We start from the raw sequence: 18,758 nt of genomic DNA, 5'->3' as shown, positions 1-18,758 counted from the left end.
CCGGGGGCCGGCCCCTGCCCTTCCGACCGTCACAGGGGCGTGACGGCAAACCGGAGTTCCCTCAAGTGAAGTCACCGTCTTTTTCCTTCAGGGCCATTACGACGCCGTTCGAACAGATACCGAAATGGATGATCGTATTCCTGGGTGTCGCCATCTGGGTGGTGGTCATCGCCTCGTGGTCGGCCATCACCTATTCCGGCATGATCACCGAGACCTTCCTGCCAACGCCTGACATGGTGGTGTCACGCACCCTGAAATACATTCAGAACGGCGTGCTTTGGGAACATACCTCGGCAAGTGTCCAAGTGGTGTTTATAGGCTTCGTACTGTCCAGCGTGGTATCCGTGCCGTTGGGTCTGTTCATGGGCACCTACCGGATCGTCCAAGCCTTCCTGGATCCTCTCGTCAATTTCATGCGCTATCTGCCGGTCACGTCCTTTGTGCCGCTTTTCATTTTGTGGATCGGCATCGGCATCGAACAGCGGGTTACCGTGATCATCTTCGGTATCTTCTTCCAACAGCTGGTCATGCTGGCCGACACGGCGCGATCAGTCCCGCGCGACCTGGTCAACGCGGCCTATACACTCGGCACCAGCAGGGCCCATACGGTTTTTCACATCGTGCTGCCGGCATCGCTGCCGAACATTTTCGATATCCTGCGTGTAACCATGGGCTGGGCCTGGACGTATCTCGTTGTCGCTGAACTGGTCGCAGCGCGGTCGGGCCTGGGATACATATCCCTTAAAGCGATGCGCGGATTTCAAGTCGACGTCATTTTCATGGCGATCGCAATGATTGGAATCCTCGGTCTTATCACCGATCAGGGCTTCCGCCTGCTCCGTAAATACGCCGCCCCTTGGGCGCTTTGAGCGATTGGGCAATCCAATGGATGGAAATTCGACTCTTATGGCAAAATCGCGATACGCGAATTTAAGAAGCGCCGACATCGTGATCGACGATGTCCACCTTCGTTACGGCACGGGCCCCTCATCGGTCCTGGCACTGGACGGCATATCCTTCGACGTAAAACCCAATGAGTTCTGCGTCATTGTCGGTCCGTCGGGATGCGGCAAATCCAGCCTATTATACCTCGTGGCCGGGCTCGAAACCAAAACAGCGGGCACCATTACGGTGAATGGCAAACCGGTTTCCGACCCAGGGCCGGAACGCGGCATGGTCTTCCAGGCCTATACTCTTTTCCCGTGGCTGACCGTCGCGAAGAACGTCGAATACGGTCCGAAACGGAAAGGATACCCGGCCGCGGAACGTAAGGATATCGTCGACCACTTCCTGGCCGAGGTCGGCCTGTCGAAGTTTGCGGACCACTATCCCTCCCAACTATCGGGCGGCATGAAGCAGCGCGTCGCAATCGCGCGGGCCCTGGCCAACGATCCTATGGTCCTGTTGATGGATGAACCGTTCGGCGCCCTCGACTCGCAAACGCGGCACACCATGCAGGGTTTGTTGCTTCGAGTATGGGAGCATTCCAAAAAAACGGTACTTTTCGTAACCCACGATATCGAAGAAGCGATCCTGCTTGCGGACCGGGTCCTGGTCATGTCCGGCCGCCCCGGTCAGATCAAGAAGGAAATCACGATCAACTTCGATCGTCCCCGCAACATGGATCTTGTCCTGGAACCCGACTTCATTTCCACGAAGCGGGAAATCCTTGAACTTCTCAAGGACACTGACGATGACGAACACTAAGGTCGGGGCAAAACGACCATGAGCGACACGTTTGGAACGTCCTACGATTTTATCGTCATCGGCGCGGGTTCCGCGGGCTGCGTTCTCGCCAACCGATTGAGCGCCGATCCCAGACACAAGGTCCTGTTGCTCGAGGCCGGCGGCCCGGCCGAAAACATGCAGGTCCGGGTGCCGGCCGGTATCCTCTCGCTCTACAACAGCCCGCGTTTCGACTACGGCTATTCCGGCGTTCCCCAGCCGGAAATGAACAACAGATGCATGCCCGTCAATCGGGGCAAGGGCCTGGGCGGCAGCTCTATCATCAATTCGATGGTGTATATTCGCGGGGCCGCTGCCGACTATGACGAATGGGCCGCGCTGGGCTGCGCCGGCTGGGGCTATTCGGATGTATTGCCGGTCTTTAAGGGATTGGAGAAAAACCGGATCGGTCAAAACCCCGTCTTCCATGGATTCGAAGGCGAGTTGCTGGTCGATCGGCCGAAGGACCACAACGCGGTTTCAGATATGTTCGTCGAAGCCGGCGAATATATCCAATTGCCCAAGAATACGGACTTCAATGCGGAGAGCCAATTTGGCCTCGGCGTCTACAACGTGACGCAAGACAACGGCGAACGGTTTTCCAGCTTCACGGCCTTTCTGAAGCCCGTCATGAACCGGTCAAACCTGACCATCGTCACCGGGGCGGACGTAAACACCCTGATTTGCAAGGACGGAAGCGCGACCGGTGTGGATGTTCTATTGGACGGTGAAAAGAAGTCGTTTTCCTGCAAGGGCGAAATCGTCTTGAGCGCCGGCGCAATCGGCAGCCCGCGCATTTTGCTCTCATCCGGCATCGGTCCGGGTGAGGCGCTCAACGCACTTGGGATCAAATGCCAAAGCAACGTCCCCGGGGTCGGCAAGAACCTGCGGGACCATGTCGACGGCATGATCACCGTTCGGTCCAAAAGCACGAAGACGCTGGGCCTGTCCCTGCTCAACCTGCCGTCCATGTTGGCGGCGCCTTTCCAATACTTCGCTGCACGGAAAGGCATGTTGACGACGAACTATGTAGAGGCCGGCGGTTTCGCGAAAACGAAATTCGCGACGGCCCTGCCTGACATCCAGTTCCATTTCGTCCCCGGATATCGCAGCCATCGTGGCCGGCTTATCGAATACGGCCATGGCTATGCAGTTCACACCTGCGTTTTGCGGCCGAAAAGCATCGGCGAGATCACACTCGACAAGGACCGGATGTCCCCCTTGATCGACCATCGCTTCTTTTCCGAGGAACAAGACGCCTTGACCCTTGTGGAAGGCATTAAAATCGCCCGCACAATCCTCGCCTCTCCCGTCTTCGATGAAATCCGCGGCGCGGAAATGCTACCGGGTCCCGATGTCGAAAGTGACAACGAAATCCTGGCCTATCTGCGGGCCGAAGCGCTGCACGTCTTCCACCCCGTCGGCACCTGTAAAATGGGAACCGACAATCAGGCCGTGGTCGACCCATTGACGCTGAAGGTAAAGGGGATGGCAAACCTGCGGGTGGCGGACGCCTCTATCATGCCGACGCTGATCGGCGGCAACACAAACGCCCCGTCCATGATGATCGGTGAAAAAGCCGCGCGGTTCATTCTAGCCGGCGCGTGACGCGACCTGCTAGGCGGCGGTTGCCGCATTGTCGCGGTCCATGGCGTCATCCAGCACATCCGGATGGATGGTCAAGGTCCGTGCAAGGCCCGGCTTCCCGGATTTGTCCGGCACATGGAACAGGGTCTTCACCCGTCGATAAACCTGAAACGAAAGACCTTCGATCAAATCCTCGTCGGTTTCCACATCATAGGTCCCCGACGGCAAAACTTCATCGAGTTCGCCGAGGGTAAAAGGATGGGCGAAGGTGACGGTCGATTTGGTCGTGCGGGTCGTCATTGAATATCACTCATGGAATGTCACCTGGTTACGCGGGGTGCGAAAACCGAGATTCGCCGGAAGGCGTAGTGAGCCGAAAAAAGCAGGCGGCCAATGGCGGGGGTGCAGCCCCCGCCGTTCACCGTACTAAGACTTTGTCGCCGGCGCTGCATCACCTTGTTTCGCGGCGGGTTTATCCACCTGCGCTTCGGTTGCGGGCGTGGCTTTGGTGTCGGTCTTGTCCTTGCCGATATTGGCGGTCGACGCGGCGAAACTCTTGAATGACATGGATAACCCCTTTCGGGTCGGTGCGGACAATGATTTGCCGCATCCATACATATGGGGCCAACACCGGAAAAATCCATAAAAAGTTGATTTTCGATTTCGTTATCCAAAAGACGGCAATCCCTATACAGTGATCCGCATGCCGCAGGCTGAAGAATGTCTCCCACGCCGCGGCCCGCTCCGGTGGTAAGAAAACTCCGGCATATCGACCATCTCTACCATTCTGAAAATTTTAACCCTGCGTTGCTGCCAATTCGGCCCCATCGCCAAAAATACCACTTAAAGAGGAATTAAAATGTCTAAAGGCGACAAGAGACGCGGAAACCGCGAAGACAAGAAGCCCAAGAAAACCGTCACAAAAGTCCTGGCGACTGCCGATTCCGGCAAAAGCACGGCATCGGATCGGGTTAGCATCATGAAGAAGAAATAGACCGCCACCTATCTGGCCGACACCGGATCGAAAAGGTCGGGCATGGGGACACGCTGGTTCGGCGCCTTGCCCCCACCCTTTTTGGTTCAGCCCTATTGCCGCCCCCAAATTTGCACCCGCCTATTGCCATCAGCCGGGCGGTGTCCCAATCATGGCTGCATCTGTTTATGCATCCTGGGATACGTGGAAGATGCCAATTGCCGAGTCGAATTCAACGCTGAAAGGCCAATGCGCCTGCGGCGCCCTGCGCTATGAATTGACGCAACCGCCGATGTTCACCCATTGCTGTCACTGTACCCAGTGCCAGAAACTGACCGGCAGCGCGTTCGCCCTCAACACCATCATCGAGAATGATTGCATCGAGATCCTTTCGGGCACGGTTGCCGTGACTCCGGGGCCCTCCGAGTCCGGCCGGCCCCATGACATATATCGCTGCCCATCCTGCCAGACGGCGGTTTGGAGCGACTACGGCGGCCGGCCGAACTACCGTTTCGTCCGCGTCGGCACGCTGGACGACCCCAGCGCAATTGAGCCCGACGTTCATATCTTCACCCGCTCGAAGCTGGATTGGGTCGTGATCCCCGACGCCCAGAAAGCCTTCGAGATTTTCTATGAGGTGGAGGAAGAATGGCCGCCATCCATGCTGAAACGGCGTGAGGCGGCGCTGAACCCCGCGGGCATGTGACCGGCATGGACCATTCCCACAGGCAGATCACCGCCCTCCCGTTGAGCCTGCAGACTGTCATGCCGTGGAAAAACGGCGGTGGCAGCACCCGCGAAATCTGGAAGGTGGAGGACGCGGACGGCATTCTCTGGCGCGCCAGCATCGCCACGATCCACCAAAGCGGCCCCTTCTCCCTTTTCTCGGGCTGCGACCGCATCATCACCCTCATCGACGGCCCGCCGGTCACGCTCGACTTCGAGGACGGCGAAACACTGACCCTGGAGACATTCGCTCCGCGAAGCTTCTCCTGCGACCGACCCGTCTCCGCCGCCATCGCGGGCACCTCCCACGATCTGAACCTGATCTGGCGGCGCGATGCGGTTTCGGTGGCGCACCAGGTTCAGGCGGTCAAAGGCGAGACCCCACTGACCCTGCCGCCGGCCCATTGGCATCTTGTGGTCGTCTGCGACGGTGCGGTGGGCGTCGCGGCGGGGGGAATGACCGAAACGCTGGCAACCGGAGAGGCGCTGTTGTTCGGCCCGACGCCGAAAGCCCAATCCCTCGACCTGACATTCTCGACGGCAAACGGCGTCGTCCTTACCTTCGGCATGACTGAAAGAAGTGAACTGACACCGTAATCACGGCTGTTTCCAGTGTCTGATGAATGACACCGTCCGTTAACATTATAAATAGCAATAACCCTTTTTCTTTAAACCTCAAAAATATATTCTCGATTGGTAAATGAAGGTTTCGCTCCCCATAGTGGGGTTTGGATTTTGGGGAGTTCAATGTTGAGATTTCTAATCACCGTACTCGGCCTGCTCGTGACAATGGCAGGACCGGCATTCGCCACCACATACAAAATCGAACTCACCGGCTCTCTGAGGGCGGCACAAAACCCCCTCCCTCAGTTCTTCACTGTCGGCGACCCGTTCAGACTATCCGCACGGTTCGATACAAACAGCGAGAACCGTGTTTTCCTTCCCGAATTCGGGCAGGACAGAGCGTCCTACACACTAACCGAACTTCAGTTCGTCACCACCGCGTACTCAGCCACTGCGACCGGCGGCAGTTTTTCGATTTCGAACAATCCTTTATTCAAGGACGAAGCAATTGGAGAGAAGGTCCCAAGGGATTTCTTCCAGGTCTTTGTCTCATCAGATGATTTTACAGGCCCCGCACTGGATAACTTTCTCCTTCATCAAATCAGTGCCAACATTTTCACCGATCCGTCGACATTCGACGATCCCAGCATTTCTCAAAACTTCGATCTTTCCGGCACTGACCTTTTGACTCATGAGGGGCTGTTTGATCAGACGACCCGGTCGACTTCGAATCTTGCCTTCCGTGACAGCACCTCATCCAACAGCCCGGTTGCCGCCTTTACGATTGACCGAGTAACCGTAACCGCAGTGCCCCTGCCGGCATCACTGCTTTTGTTGGGGTCGGCGATCATGGGTGTGGGATTGGTGCGCTGGAAATCGGGTCATCCAAGGTCCTGATAGCAGCCCCCCCCTTTTCGAATATTTCCATGACCGGGAATACAAAGGCAGTTCACTAAACTTTCCTGCCTAAGGACGCGGGTCGGAAAAGCCGTAACGTCCACTCAGCGCCGTGAGGTTGCCGTCCTTGCTACCGATGAAGGCGCAGTGCCGATGGGTGCTGGTTTGGTGCGGGGAGTTCTCGCCTGTCGCCAGGATCATCAACGGGACCTGTTGGTCTTCTGTCCCCGCCGTCAGCGCATCCGGCCGCAACATGTCTCGGCAAAAAGGGTCGATCCCAATGTGAGCATGGCAAGGGACGAGCGTTTGGGGACCGCCGAAACGATCGCCTCCCGCACCAGGAACATGCCGACATCGACGCCGACTTGATGATCTTCCAGGACCGCCGCGGACAGCCTTGCGCGCAACCCGCCGTCGTTTTCACCGGTGATAGCATCGATGGGCTGGAAGGTTTCCAGAATGGGACTGAACCCGTCCTCCAGAACGCCGTGAAGCCGCCTGTGCCCGTCATCCGGCGCGCCGCGCTTGAACATGAACACCGAATACCCGATTAGGTCCATCAGGGTCAGGGCAGCCTTTGCGTTCGTCACCTCACCCGCGAAAAAGTTATTGCTCGGCTCCGCGCGATCGAAAGTCAGCGGGATCCCCGCATTTTTCAAAAGCGTCTGGTACTCGTCCAGCCGCGCGAAGCGGAACCCCTCGAATTCCTGGTCGATCCCGAACAACTGGCTCACATCCGCCTTCGACCGCCGATAGGTCTGTTCGACGTTCAGCCATTCCAGGCCGGTTTCCGTGTCCCGGGTCAGCAGTTTGTCACCGGCGATCCGCCAGTCCGCATTGACCAACTCAGCGTGCACGGGCACAGCCGCCATCGAACAGACGAAAAGAAAACAGCCGAAAGAGACGCGAAAACAGCCCATCGAAACACTCACGATCCCAACGTACAGCGGGCATTCAAGAGTATTGAGGCCTATCTCGATGCGTCAATCCGTAAACCGAAGGACAGATACAGAGATGTGTCCTAGTTTACGGCGCGCATCCGAACCGACGTCCGCTGCTTCTTGGCCGATCCCAACGCGGCAAGTCCTATCGCTAGGAGACCAAGCGCTGGCGGAACTGGAACAGTTGAAACGTTTTCGTCTCCACTAAACACCAAATCGGAAAACCCAACCGACGGACCAGAGAACCGCCCCTGTTCATCACCGACATTGATTACGAAGGACCTCTGCGTCGCTGCGGGTCCTACGATCGCCTGCAAGAGGTTCACAACAGGTGTCCCGGATGCGTCTTCAATCGCGGATGAATTCGCGAACAAAGTCATGTTAAAAACGGACAGGAAAAGTCCATTTGCTGCGAATGCACCGTCCTGAACCGAGATTTCAGCCGTGTCCGTAGGTACAGGTGAAGTAGGCCCTTGGATGTCATTGTTGATACGCAATTTGTTGGCCGAAGAAAATGGCGGTGCGGGAAAGGGATCTGGAGATTGAAAAAAGACCGATCCAATACTCATTGTGAGCTCGGTCAGATTGTACACGGATTTCGATAAACTGTCTTCCAAGGGGTTTATGTCGTCAAACGACAAACTGCCCGAAACACTATCTCCATCTGAAGCTCCAAGAGCAGCGAGGTTTCCTGAAAAGCCAGATATCTTTGCCGTAAAATTGACCGTAGCCGCGTGCGTACTGCCTATTCCGCTCAGAACCACGAGCACCGAAAAAGCGATTACCTTGCGAAACATCACACCCCCCAAAACAAACATTGATAGAATAATCAGCCTATCTTTTTCCAAATACGGGTGTCAATTACAGGGGAATTAGATTGCGTTTCACAGTGTGAACGGTGATCTACCTAACACCGTGCCACAGGCCGCCATCCCCCCTACCCGTCCAGCTTGTCTTTCAACAGCTTGTTGACGACCCCGGGATTGGCCTTGCCCTGGGTCTGTTTCATCACCTGGCCGACGAACCAGCCGAGCAGGCCCGTCTTGCCGCCGCGATAGGCGCTGACCTGGCCTTCATTGTTGGCGATGATGTCGTCAACGATGGACTCGATCGCACCCGTATCGGTGATCTGCTTCAGGCCCTTTTCCTCGACGATGACGCCGGGGTCCTTGGAGGTCTCGAACATTTCGTCGAAGACGTCCTTGGCGATCTTTCCGGAAATCGTGTCATCCTTGATCAGGCCGATCAGCTCACCGATCTGCTTGGCCGAAATCGGGCTGTCGCCCAGGTCCGTGCCCGCCTTGTTCAAGCGCCCGAACAGTTCCACCGTGATCCAGTTGGCGGCCAGTTTGGCGTCGCCCGCGGCCTTGGCGGCTTCCTCGAAATAGGCGGCGGTTTCCTGATCCGCCACCAGCACGCCGGCGTCATAGGCGCCCAAGCCGTAATCGGCCATGAAGCGGGCCTTCTTCTCGTCCGGCAGTTCCGGCAGGCTTTTCAGGCACTCGTCGATAAAGGCGTCTTCCAATTCCAGCGGCAGCAGGTCCGGGTCCGGGAAATAGCGGTAATCATGCGCGTCTTCCTTGGACCGCATGGACCGCGTCTCGCCCTTGGTCGGGTCGAACAGACGGGTTTCCTGGGTGATTTCCCCACCGCCTTCGATGACCTTGACCTGGCGCTTGGCCTCGATCTCGATCGCCTGACGGATGAAACGGACGGAGTTCAGGTTCTTCAACTCCGTGCGCGTGCCCATGGGCTCCCCCGCCTTTCGGACGGAGATGTTGACGTCGGCGCGCATCGAGCCTTCGGCCATATTGCCGTCGCAAGACCCGATATAGCGAACGATGGAGCGCAGCTTGTTCACATAGGCCGTCGCTTCGTCGGCCGAGCGCATGTCCGGCTTGGAGACGATTTCCATCAAAGCGACGCCAGACCGGTTCAGGTCGATATAGGACTTGCTGGGATGCTGGTCGTGCAGCGACTTGCCCGCATCCTGTTCCAGGTGCAGCCGTTCGATGCCGATGGATTTGCTGGTGCCGTCGGCCAGATCGATCTGCACCTCGCCCTCACCCACCACGGGTTCTTCGTACTGTGAGATCTGATAGCCCTGCGGCAGGTCGGCGTAGAAGTAGTTTTTGCGGGCAAAGACCGAGCGCTTGTTGATCTGCGCCTTCAGCGCCAGGCCGGTGCGCACGCCCTGGCGAACGCATTCGGCGTTCAGGACCGGCAGCATGCCCGGCATGGCCGCGTCGACCAGGCTGACCTGTTCGTTCGGGTCACCGCCGAAATTGGTCGCGGCGCCGGAGAACAGCTTGGACTTCGAGGTGATCTGGGCATGCACTTCCAAGCCCATCACGATTTCCCAGTCGCCGGTTTCGCCCTTGATGATGTCGCCCATCGCTTACGTCCTTCAGATCTTCAAACTCGGTACCGTCCAGCCCAACGCCCTCAATCGAGAACTTGGCCGAACTTGAACAGGACCCCGTCACGGTCCCAGATGTAAAACTCACGCATGCCCCACTCTCGGTCCAACGGTTCCTCGCTGACCCGCGCCGGGGCTTTCACCTTCGGCGCAAGGCGGTCGAACCAGGCATCTACATCCGACACCCGGATGTAGCAGCTTGTATTCTGCGCCACATGGCTGTCCGCCATGTCCAGGAAGTGGAACTCCACCTCCCCGTCCCGCACGATGCCGTAGCCTCCACCCTCGTTTTCCGCGCCGAAGACATGGCCGATCTCAAAACCCAGCCCCTGCCAGAACGCGACCGCCGCCGCCGTATCCGATGACGGCAGGATCGGGATCGCGACATTGACCGGTTCGGAAGACATGCCGTTCCCCGTCGCCGATCAGGCCGCCATCAAAGCCGGCTTGGCGGAGAACCCGGCCGCCGTTTCCAGCACGCCGGCCGCGCGCAGAACCGCTTCCTCGCCCATTGCCGGACCGATCAACTGCAGGCCCAGCGGCAGCCCGTCCTTGTCGACGCCCGCCGGCACCGAAATGCCCGGCAGCCCGGCCAGCGAGGCCGGCACGGTGAAGACGTCGTTCAGATACATCGCCACCGGGTCGTCGATCTTCTCGTCCATCGCGAAGGCGGCGCTGGGCGTCGTCGGCGTCAGCAGCAGGTCGCATTGGCCCCAGGCATTCTTGAAGTCCTGGGCGATCTTGGTGCGGACCTTCTGCGCCTTCAGGTAATAGGCGTCGTAGTATCCGGCCGAGAGAACATAGGTGCCGATCAGCACGCGGCGGCGCACTTCCGCCCCGAAACCGGCGGCGCGCGTGTTCTCGTACATTTCGTTCAGGTCCTTGCCCTCGACCCGCAAGCCGAAGCGCACGCCGTCATACCGCGCGAGGTTGGAGGAAGCCTCCGCCGGCGCGACGATATAATAAGTCGGCAACGCGTATTTCGTATGCGGCAGGGTGACGTCGACCACTTCCGCGCCGGCATCCTTCATCCATTCGATGCCCTGTTTCCAAAGCGCTTCGATATCGGCCGGCATGTTTTCGACGCGGTATTCCTTGGGAATGCCGATCTTCATGCCGCGGATATCGCCGGTCAGCGCCGCTTCGAAATCCGGCACGGCCACGTCCAGGCTGGTGGAATCCTTGGCGTCGAACCCTGCCATGGCGCCCAGCATGATCGCGCTGTCGCGCACGGTGCGGGTCATCGGTCCGGCCTGATCCAGCGAGGAGGCGAAGGCAACGATGCCCCAACGCGAACACCGGCCATAGGTCGGCTTGAACCCGACAAGGCCCGCGAAGGCGGCCGGCTGGCGGATCGATCCGCCGGTATCGGTCCCGGTCGCGGCGATGGCCGCATGAGCGGCAACGGCCGCGGCCGACCCGCCGGAAGACCCGCCCGGCACCAGCGACTGGTTGGACCCCGCCTTGGTATAGGGGTTTTTCACCCCGCCGTAATAGCTGGTCAGGTTCGACGAGCCCATGGCGAATTCGTCCAGGTTCGTCTTGCCCAGCATCACCGCGCCCGCGTCCCACAGGTTTTGCGAGACGGTGCTTTCATAGGTCGGCGTGAAGCCTTCCAGAATATGGCTGCCGGCGGTGGACTGAACGCCATTCGTGCAGAACAGATCCTTCATCCCGATCGGCAGGCCTTCCATCGCGCCCGCCTTGCCGGCGGCGATGCGCTCGTCCGAGGCCTTGGCCATGGCGCGTGCCTTTTCCGGCGTTTCGGTGATGTAGCAGTTCAGATCCCGCGTCTGCTCCATGGCGTTGAGATACGCGTCGGTCAGTTCGACGGCGGTGATTTCCTTGGCGCGGAGCTTGTCGCGCGCTTCGGCGAGGGTGAGTGTCAGCATATCGGACATGGATTCCATTCCCTATTCGACAACTTTGGGAACGACGTAGAAATGCATCTCGGTCGACGGGCCGTTCTTCAGCACCCGGTCCGGATAATCGCCGTCGGTTATTGCGTCTTCGCGCAGGCGCAGCTTCAGGTCGACGGCGGATGTCATCGGCTCCACGCCGTCGGTATCCACTTCGCCCAGTTGCTCCACCCAGCCGATGATGGAGTTCATTTCGCCGGCCAGCGTTTCCAACTCGTCTTCCTCGACGCGAATGCGCGCCAAATGCGCGACCTTGGCCACGGTTTGCTTGTCGAGCGCCATGTCCGCCCTTTCCATCACTGCTTTGAAAACCCGAGAAAGCCCCGGCCCGCAGCCATTTCCGCCGCGCGACCGAAGCGAAGACAAGCTCTAACACCCACGCCCCCCAGGAACAAGGCAGGAGGGGAACAAGGCGGGATAGGGGGGGAGCCGCCACGGCCCCGCGATACCGCTTGAATGTGTAACTCCGCGACATATGCGGACGCGACCGGCCCCGGCAGCCCAATAAAAGAGCCTCGGCCAGCCGCCCCCTTACAACTTTTCTGACTTCAAATTCTATGTTATGGATACCCTTGGTTGTTCAAAATCTCTATTTCAACGATTAAGGTAGAGGTGTCGCCATGAGTATTTGGACAGTCATTGCCTGGTCGCTCGTCGCCGCAATCCTCGGGGAAGCCGTCGCTCGGTACGGACCTGGGGGCATGTTCGGCGCCTTCATGAAAGCAACCGGCAGAAAATCTAGGCAAGTCGGCCTCGTCGTCCTTTCCGTCGGCCTCCTCTATAAAGCCATGGAAACCGCCCTGAATCTGGGCATTCAGAATGGATCTCTGACCCTCAAGAGCATTCAGGATATTGACGCATTTCTTCTCGATACATCCACCCTTGTCGATGAGTTCCTGCCCTCTCCTGCAGTTCTGTTCTCGGTTTCTCTAGCGGTGATAATTCTGGGAATTCTGACCGAAACCACCTTGTTGATGGTCCGCTTGTCGCGGGAAAATAATTCCGAGTATTCAGGAGCAGAGGCTGGCACAAAGGGTGACGACCTTCCACTGTCCGGCATCAAGAGGATTCTCGACCTCGCCTTTCCACACTTCACCCGGTACAGGTCCGCTGTCGATGTTCTGGTCGTCGTCACCGCTCTTTCCACTTCAGCGTCCCTGCTCGGCGGTCAGGTTGCCGCGCCGGAAGGAAGGGTTCGTGCGTCCATCAATGGGGCCTACGGCCAGTATCTGACACTCAATGACGGCGTTGAGAAACACGCCGCCACGGAAGCGGCCGCCCGGATTTTCGCATCGATACTCGAAAGCCTGCTCGATACACAGGATCTTGATGAGGACGACCACGCCTACGTCGCCAATGTAATCCCGCATCTGCCCGGGCGTTTCGCCGCATTGGACCTTGGGGATTGGAACCCGCCACCGCCCCGCAGTGCCGACGGGCCAAGTGGGCCAAGTAACGGGAGAGGGACCGGCGGGACGCCGACGGAGGAGAAACCGCGGGGCGAAGCCGATGGTCGGAATGGGCATACGGTAGTCGACCCAACCCAGGAACGAGGAAGCACCGGCGCCGAAATTTCCCGAAAAGTTGCGCCGTTCTCGGAGATGAGCGTATCGGAAGCCCGTCAAGCGGAAGGATGGTTCGCCAAGGACTACACCAGCGCTATTCAGGCCATGGCGGAGGAGGTTGGCGCCCCCCAGCCAATCGGTAAAATTTCTGCGCTTCCGGACAGGTTGGCAACCTATCGAACAGAGCTATTGGACCTCATCAGCGCATCCATCCTGGATCCACGGCACATTCCAGCCATTCGGGCGGCATCCGGCGGCGACCCCTTCCTCGATATTGCCCTCGACGTCGTCGCGGGCGGTATTCAAGGCCCTGTCGGCGAATACTTCTCGGAGGCGCTGGAACAAAGGCTCCAACTAATAAAGTCGATATTCACTCCTGCTAACTCCCCGCCAAGGGACGCCAGCGTCACCGCGAAGCGCACTCTGCCGCCGATCGCGGGTCAGAAGTTACAGGAACTAAAGGCCCGTTTCGCGGCAGGTGCACAGAGCTTCGTCACAAGCGCGCTGGAACGAATCCAGCAAATGTCGGGAGCCGTACACGACATTTTCCTCAGAACAGAAATCGAGCAAGTCAGAGTTGGCACAGCAGAGCTCGCTGCAGAATTCGAAAGCGAAGACCCGAAAAGATACAGGGATCTAGTAAACAAACTTCGCGACGTGACGGGCGCCAACAACACCGAACGTCCCGGCGCGTTCGTGACCGCAATGAGCAACTTCGAGGAACGGTTTCATGAGACGCAGCAAATCAAACGCACACGAATTGCGGCTGCCGAAGCGATAATAGACGGTGACGCTGACACGAGATGGGGGGATGTGAGGGCTAAGCTGGAATACGCTTTGGAGCAGGGTGAACTAAACTTGAAGCCGGAGAATATCGCGCGTTGGCGTGAGATCTGGGCCAGATGGCAAAAAATCCGCTCAAAAGAAGCCTACCTACTGGCTGCAGAAGGAAATTCTGGAGCCTCCTGGCAAGAGGGTCCTTTGGAGGAGGCTTTTCGTCGGCTTGTCGTAGCGGACAAGGAATTCGCAGCCATCTGGGGCTTCGTTGCGAAATCCTTCATAGAGCCTGAGGCAAAGGAGAAATTCTTTGTCAGCCAGTTCGACGACTACAGATCGCTCGCGAAAACCAAGAAGAAGTTCAAGTCCGCACTGAATAATGGGAGCGTGGACTTCATGGTGTACTGGGCGCTTCTGAAGCCTGCCATAGACAATGGGTCGGCGAGGAATCTTAATGATGCCATAGACAAGTTCGAGAAAGGATTTCTCGATCGCCAGTATCGATTCCAGAGGTTCGAAACGGCTATACGGGAGCGGGGAATGATCCCCTATTTCGGCCTGAGCCACTACTTGGACACATCCTCCAAGACTGAGGGGAGCCCTCCCCTTTCGCAGCTCATGAACAGCTACCGTGATAGCGACGTCTTCAACGACACGGTCGATAAATACTGTCACTGAACTCGATCGGCATTCTGGTTGATACATCCAGACAATCGGCACGGCCCGAAAGACAGAGCCCGCGCACCATCAACAAATGCCCTGCGCATCCTCCAGCCTCTGCTTGGCCTCACCGCTCCAGAGGCATAGTCTTCGGAAACGGCCCGTACGGGCGCTAATTGCATTTTCAGTCAGGAGGCATGGGGATGGCGACGCTATTCACTGGGGGTAAGGTTTTCGACGGCAAGGGCACGCTGCTGGACGGGCATGCGGTGCTGGTCGAAGGCGGGAAGATCGCGAAACTCGCGCCGGTCGGCGAATTCGACGGATTCGCGGGCGACGTGGTGGATACCTCCGGCGGCACCCTGCTGCCCGGCATGGCCGATTGCCATGTGCATCTGTGCTATGACGCCGCCGCCGACCCCAACGCCTCGATGATGAAGAAATCCACCGGGCAGATCGCGTTGACCGTGTTGTCCAACGCGCAGACCAGCCTGAAATCCGGCATCACCATGATCCGCGATTGCGGCGGCAAGGACTATATCGAATTCTCGGTTCGCGACGCGATCCGCAAGGGCGAGTTCGTCGGCCCCTCGATCAGTGCGGCGGGGCGGATGATCTGCATGACCGGCGGGCACGGCAACCGCACCGGCCGCGTCGCCGACGGCTGCGACGATGTGAAGAAGGCCGTGCGCGAACAGGTCCATGCTGGCTGCGACCTGGTGAAGATCATGGCGACCGGCGGGGTGATGACCCCCGGCGTGAACCCGGAAGACGCCCACTACAGCCCGGAGGAAATGACCGCCGGGGTGCATGAGGCGAAACGCTTCCACAAACCCACCGCCAGCCATGCCCAGGGCACCGAAGGCATTTTGAACGCGGTGCGCGCGGGCATCTCCTCCATCGAACACGGCATTTTCATGTCGGAAAAATGCTATGAGGAAATGCTGGAAAGCGGCACCTATCTGGTTCCGACCCTGGCGGCTTTGCGCAACATTCTGGAAAACGCCGGCAACGGCATTCCCGATTACGTCATCGAAAAGTCACTCCGCATCGCCGATATCCACAAGGCCAGCTTCAAGCGCTTCTATGAGCTGGGCGGCAAGATCGCGCTGGGCACCGATGCGGGCACGCCCTTTAACAAGCATGGGGAAAACCTGCAGGAACTGCGCTACATGGTGGAAGGCGGCATGACGCCGACCGACGCGCTGATCACCGCCACCAGCAACGCGGCGGACCTGATCGGCCTGCCGGAACAGGGCGCCATCGCCGAAGGCATGCTGGCGGACCTGGTCATCGTCGATGGTAACCCGGTCGCCGATATCGAAATGGCAGCGGACAAGACCAACCACCGGGCTGTCTATAAGAACGGCACGCTCGTCGGCGGCGGCTTCACGGCGGCGGGCGGCCTGGCGCTCGCGGCCGAGTGACGGAAGGCAGACGGCGCAAGTGATCGTCGAGCTTAAGGACTTGCCGGATGCCCTCGCCAGGGGGCACCGGCTGCTCGCCCTCGACCTGGGGGAGAAGACCATCGGCCTTGCGCTGGCCGATCCGGGTCTGACGGTGGCGACACCGCTTGAAACCATCCGCCGGACCAAATTCACCAAGGATGCCGAAGCCTTGGACAAGGTGATCGCCGAATGGCGCATCGGCGGCTTGGTCCTGGGCCTACCGGTCAATATGGACGGCAGCGAAGGCCCGCGCTGCCAGTCCACCCGCCAATTCGCGCGTAATCTGGAACACCGGGGCTTGGCCCTCCCCATCGCCTTCTGGGACGAACGCCTGTCCACCAGCGCGGTCGAGCGCTTCCTGATCGACGGCGCCGACATGACCCGCAAACGCCGCGGCGAAGTCGTCGACAAAATGGCGGCTGCTTACATCCTGCAAGGCGCGTTGGAGGCGTTGCGTTAGGCCTGCGATAAAACGGCAAGCATTGGAAAAAAGGACAAAACACTATTGCCTTCACAATCTTAAATCGATATCCAGAGCAAACTGCTGGGCGTCGCGGCTTGGGTTGAGAGACAAAGCAATGTAAGGACTCGGAGATGCAAGTCTCATCACTTTTGAACCCAATTTCGCGTATTCAGCATTGGGGTCTTGGCAATCTAGTTTATTCCTTCACGCGTCAGGCGGGAATTCCGAAGGATCTTCGTTTCACCGCCGTGCATTGCGTTAGATCTTTGATCTCTCCAATTTCCACGATAACCCGAAAGAGGTTGGCACGGCGATACGATAAAGACGCCCAGATGGAATCGTCCGGATATCGCTTTTTCTCGCCTAAGGAATTGCCGGGATCTCTTGAAATTGCAAACACATGCTTGGCTTTTTATCAATCCAAGCAGGACATTGTCGACAATATGAGGGACGATACTTGGTCGGTCGATTTGCTGTCGCCGGGTGGTCCGTCCAACAACGATGGAAGCATTCTCGCGATTGATGCGGAAGCTATCCCCGGTTTGTTGGACTTTGCCCTCAGCGATACGATTGTGTCCTCTGCGGCAGCATATTTGGGAACGATACCGGTCATCTCAGGAATCACCCTCTACGCATCACTTCCAAATGAATCCTTAGAGGGGTCACAACTCTACCATTGCGACATTGGTGACACGAGGATCTTTAAATGCATCGTTGCCGTCACTGACATGACGACAGACCATGGCCCGTTCACCTTCGTCAGTGCTGACCAAACCGAACAGATCGCGAAAAAATTCGGGCCGGTTACGGGCCGGATGAGCGATGAAGACGTCTTGTCAACATCCCCAGATGAAATATCGCTTTTGGGCGAACGCGGTGGGGCTATTTTCATCGACACGTCTAGGTGTTTGCACTATGGGAGCCGCGGTAATACGAAAACTCGCGTTGTTCTTGAACTCCAATACCGTTCTGCAACGGGGATTGAAGGACGTTGGCAGCGAAGCCGCCAAACCTTCGACACCAGTGTGTGTGGCAATAATCAAATCAAAAAGTTGGTGGCTGGCCTGTTATGAAACTCATCAAGACTGTCTTTTCCGCTATCCTGAGCGGCTTAATCGCATTGTATTCGTGCTTCTTTCACATTTTACGGCCACTGAGAGCACTGATCCCCGAAAGCGTTAGAGTGAAACTTCGCGGCCAGCACACATCGATGGACGCGAACCTTTACCGCATTCCCGCCATGGCATTAGAGCAATTTGCCTATCGCCTGCGAGGCAAAACCTATGTCGAATGGTATGCGAATTTCAAAGAACGCGAAGCGGATGCCGACCGTCGTTCCGATGCGCCTGTCTTAAATCAAGGTGCGCTTGAACGCATTTACGCGACAGGCCACGAAGACTTGGAGATCCTGAAAGCGCTTGGTCTACTACCTGATCACTATCTCCATGAAGTGGGCTGTGGCCGGGGGCGTACGACCCAGCACTTGGTCGCCTATCTAGAGCCGGGCCACTACTCTACCAACGATTTGGCCATCGACAGCTTGAACGAAGCAAAGACCCGCCTGGAACAGCTGGGATTGATGACGCGGAACCCTGAACTGCTCCACACACTGGACAACAGTTTCTCGTGGCTGAAACGCAAAATGGACTTCATATGGTGCTATGGGGTGTTTACGCATATGCCTCTTGAAGACGTCGCGGAAATTCTTGCGAATGCCCGCCCCCACCTGAAGCCGGGCGGCGCTTTTTTGGCAAGTTTCACGGCTCATGTTTCAGGACAATCCTTTCGACTATCGCACAAAGACTGGTACTTCAGTGTTGAGGAGATGGTTAGGATTTCCGAAGAAGCCGGTTACGAGGTCGAAGATATTTCTCATCTTGAACCAGAGATCAAAAAGCCTCGTTTCGAAGGCGATGCTGTCGCCAAGTTGCTGAAACTTACGAACCCGTCCTAGAAAAGCATTTCCTGATTCGCGGGAGACTAATCGGGATTGGGGCGGTGCCGGCAACCCAAATCATCCCGGAAGTCGTGAATCGTGAAAGTCCGCGAACTTCCTTTATCCCCGATGCGGGCTTCGGTGGTCGTCGCAAGGAT

General features: G+C 57.9%; 19 protein-coding genes. 11 read left to right on the top strand and 8 right to left on the bottom strand.

The window, feature by feature from the left end; genetic code table 11:
- Positions 1 to 65: 65 nt before the first annotated feature.
- From EOI86_RS06060 to EOI86_RS06050, 3 genes are read left to right on the top strand one after another with little or no spacing between them, the layout of a single operon-like run.
- A complete protein-coding gene (locus tag EOI86_RS06060; protein WP_205032082.1) occupies positions 66 to 869 on the top strand; it encodes an ABC transporter permease in 804 nt (267 codons plus the stop codon).
- A gap of 37 nt (positions 870 to 906) precedes the next feature.
- Positions 907 to 1,707: an ABC transporter ATP-binding protein gene (locus EOI86_RS06055; RefSeq protein WP_127764200.1), complete on the top strand. Its 801-nt coding sequence runs from the start codon at positions 907 to 909 to the stop codon at positions 1,705 to 1,707.
- Between the two features lie 18 nt (positions 1,708 to 1,725).
- On the top strand, positions 1,726 to 3,333 hold the full coding sequence (locus EOI86_RS06050; RefSeq protein ID WP_127764199.1) for a GMC family oxidoreductase: 1,608 nt from the start codon (positions 1,726 to 1,728) through the stop codon (positions 3,331 to 3,333).
- Between the two features lie 9 nt (positions 3,334 to 3,342).
- Here the strand turns inward: EOI86_RS06050 and EOI86_RS06045 are convergent, their stop codons facing one another.
- Positions 3,343 to 3,612 carry a hypothetical protein gene (locus EOI86_RS06045; protein ID WP_127764198.1) on the bottom strand — a complete coding sequence of 90 codons (270 nt, stop codon included), beginning with the start codon at positions 3,610 to 3,612 and terminating at the stop codon, positions 3,343 to 3,345.
- Between the two features lie 126 nt (positions 3,613 to 3,738).
- Complete coding sequence (locus EOI86_RS24470) at positions 3,739 to 3,879, bottom strand: hypothetical protein (RefSeq protein ID WP_153811691.1); 141 nt, start codon at positions 3,877 to 3,879, stop codon at positions 3,739 to 3,741.
- Between the two features lie 578 nt (positions 3,880 to 4,457).
- Between EOI86_RS24470 and EOI86_RS06040 the strand changes: the two genes are divergently transcribed.
- The 3 genes from EOI86_RS06040 (at position 4,458) to EOI86_RS06030 (ending at position 6,472) form a co-directional block, all read left to right on the top strand.
- Positions 4,458 to 4,991, top strand: coding sequence for a GFA family protein (locus EOI86_RS06040; protein WP_205032081.1), 534 nt, complete (start codon positions 4,458 to 4,460; stop codon positions 4,989 to 4,991).
- Between the two features lie 59 nt (positions 4,992 to 5,050).
- Positions 5,051 to 5,608 (top strand): HutD/Ves family protein, encoded by a 558-nt coding sequence (locus tag EOI86_RS06035; RefSeq protein WP_161973714.1) that lies wholly within the window; start codon positions 5,051 to 5,053, stop codon positions 5,606 to 5,608.
- Positions 5,609 to 5,758: 150 nt separating this feature from the next.
- Positions 5,759 to 6,472 (top strand): VPLPA-CTERM sorting domain-containing protein, encoded by a 714-nt coding sequence (locus EOI86_RS06030; RefSeq protein WP_127764196.1) that lies wholly within the window; start codon positions 5,759 to 5,761, stop codon positions 6,470 to 6,472.
- Positions 6,473 to 6,705: 233 nt separating this feature from the next.
- On the opposite strand, the gene EOI86_RS06025 is transcribed toward EOI86_RS06030, so the two are convergent.
- The 6 genes from EOI86_RS06025 to gatC form a co-directional block, all read right to left on the bottom strand.
- Positions 6,706 to 7,329, bottom strand: a complete 624-nt coding sequence (locus tag EOI86_RS06025; protein WP_127764195.1) for a hypothetical protein — start codon at positions 7,327 to 7,329, stop codon at positions 6,706 to 6,708.
- 164 nt (positions 7,330 to 7,493) lie between these two features.
- On the bottom strand, positions 7,494 to 8,210 hold the full coding sequence (locus EOI86_RS06020) for a hypothetical protein (protein ID WP_127764194.1): 717 nt from the start codon (positions 8,208 to 8,210) through the stop codon (positions 7,494 to 7,496).
- A gap of 140 nt (positions 8,211 to 8,350) precedes the next feature.
- The gene (gene gatB / locus EOI86_RS06015) at positions 8,351 to 9,808 is read right to left on the bottom strand and encodes an Asp-tRNA(Asn)/Glu-tRNA(Gln) amidotransferase subunit GatB (protein ID WP_127764193.1); all 1,458 of its coding nucleotides are present in this window, start codon (positions 9,806 to 9,808) and stop codon (positions 8,351 to 8,353) included.
- Between the two features lie 50 nt (positions 9,809 to 9,858).
- Positions 9,859 to 10,239, bottom strand: coding sequence for a bleomycin resistance protein (locus tag EOI86_RS06010; protein ID WP_127764192.1), 381 nt, complete (start codon positions 10,237 to 10,239; stop codon positions 9,859 to 9,861).
- An 18-nt stretch (positions 10,240 to 10,257) separates the two neighbouring features.
- Positions 10,258 to 11,733 (bottom strand): Asp-tRNA(Asn)/Glu-tRNA(Gln) amidotransferase subunit GatA, encoded by a 1,476-nt coding sequence (gene gatA / locus EOI86_RS06005; RefSeq protein WP_127764191.1) that lies wholly within the window; start codon positions 11,731 to 11,733, stop codon positions 10,258 to 10,260.
- Between the two features lie 12 nt (positions 11,734 to 11,745).
- Positions 11,746 to 12,033, bottom strand: a complete 288-nt coding sequence (gene gatC, locus EOI86_RS06000; RefSeq protein WP_127764190.1) for an Asp-tRNA(Asn)/Glu-tRNA(Gln) amidotransferase subunit GatC — start codon at positions 12,031 to 12,033, stop codon at positions 11,746 to 11,748.
- A gap of 338 nt (positions 12,034 to 12,371) precedes the next feature.
- Between gatC and EOI86_RS05995 the strand changes: the two genes are divergently transcribed.
- From EOI86_RS05995 to EOI86_RS05975, 5 genes are all read left to right on the top strand, one after another.
- On the top strand, positions 12,372 to 14,771 hold the full coding sequence (locus EOI86_RS05995; protein ID WP_127764189.1) for a hypothetical protein: 2,400 nt from the start codon (positions 12,372 to 12,374) through the stop codon (positions 14,769 to 14,771).
- 185 nt (positions 14,772 to 14,956) lie between these two features.
- Positions 14,957 to 16,180 (top strand): metal-dependent hydrolase family protein, encoded by a 1,224-nt coding sequence (locus tag EOI86_RS05990; RefSeq protein WP_205032079.1) that lies wholly within the window; start codon positions 14,957 to 14,959, stop codon positions 16,178 to 16,180.
- Between the two features lie 19 nt (positions 16,181 to 16,199).
- Positions 16,200 to 16,661 carry a Holliday junction resolvase RuvX gene (ruvX, locus tag EOI86_RS05985; RefSeq protein WP_193555784.1) on the top strand — a complete coding sequence of 154 codons (462 nt, stop codon included), beginning with the start codon at positions 16,200 to 16,202 and terminating at the stop codon, positions 16,659 to 16,661.
- 134 nt (positions 16,662 to 16,795) lie between these two features.
- Positions 16,796 to 17,737: a hypothetical protein gene (locus tag EOI86_RS05980; protein ID WP_127764186.1), complete on the top strand. Its 942-nt coding sequence runs from the start codon at positions 16,796 to 16,798 to the stop codon at positions 17,735 to 17,737.
- Positions 17,734 to 18,618 (top strand): class I SAM-dependent methyltransferase, encoded by an 885-nt coding sequence (locus EOI86_RS05975; RefSeq protein WP_127764185.1) that lies wholly within the window; start codon positions 17,734 to 17,736, stop codon positions 18,616 to 18,618. The genes EOI86_RS05980 and EOI86_RS05975 overlap by 4 nt, the downstream gene beginning before the upstream one ends.
- Positions 18,619 to 18,758 lie beyond the last annotated feature (140 nt).

Origin of the sequence: Hwanghaeella grinnelliae (genome assembly GCF_004005845.1) — a bacterium.
Taxonomy (GTDB): domain Bacteria; phylum Pseudomonadota; class Alphaproteobacteria; order UBA8366; family Aestuariispiraceae; genus Hwanghaeella; species Hwanghaeella grinnelliae.
This window is presented reverse-complemented; position numbering and strand designations above follow the sequence as displayed.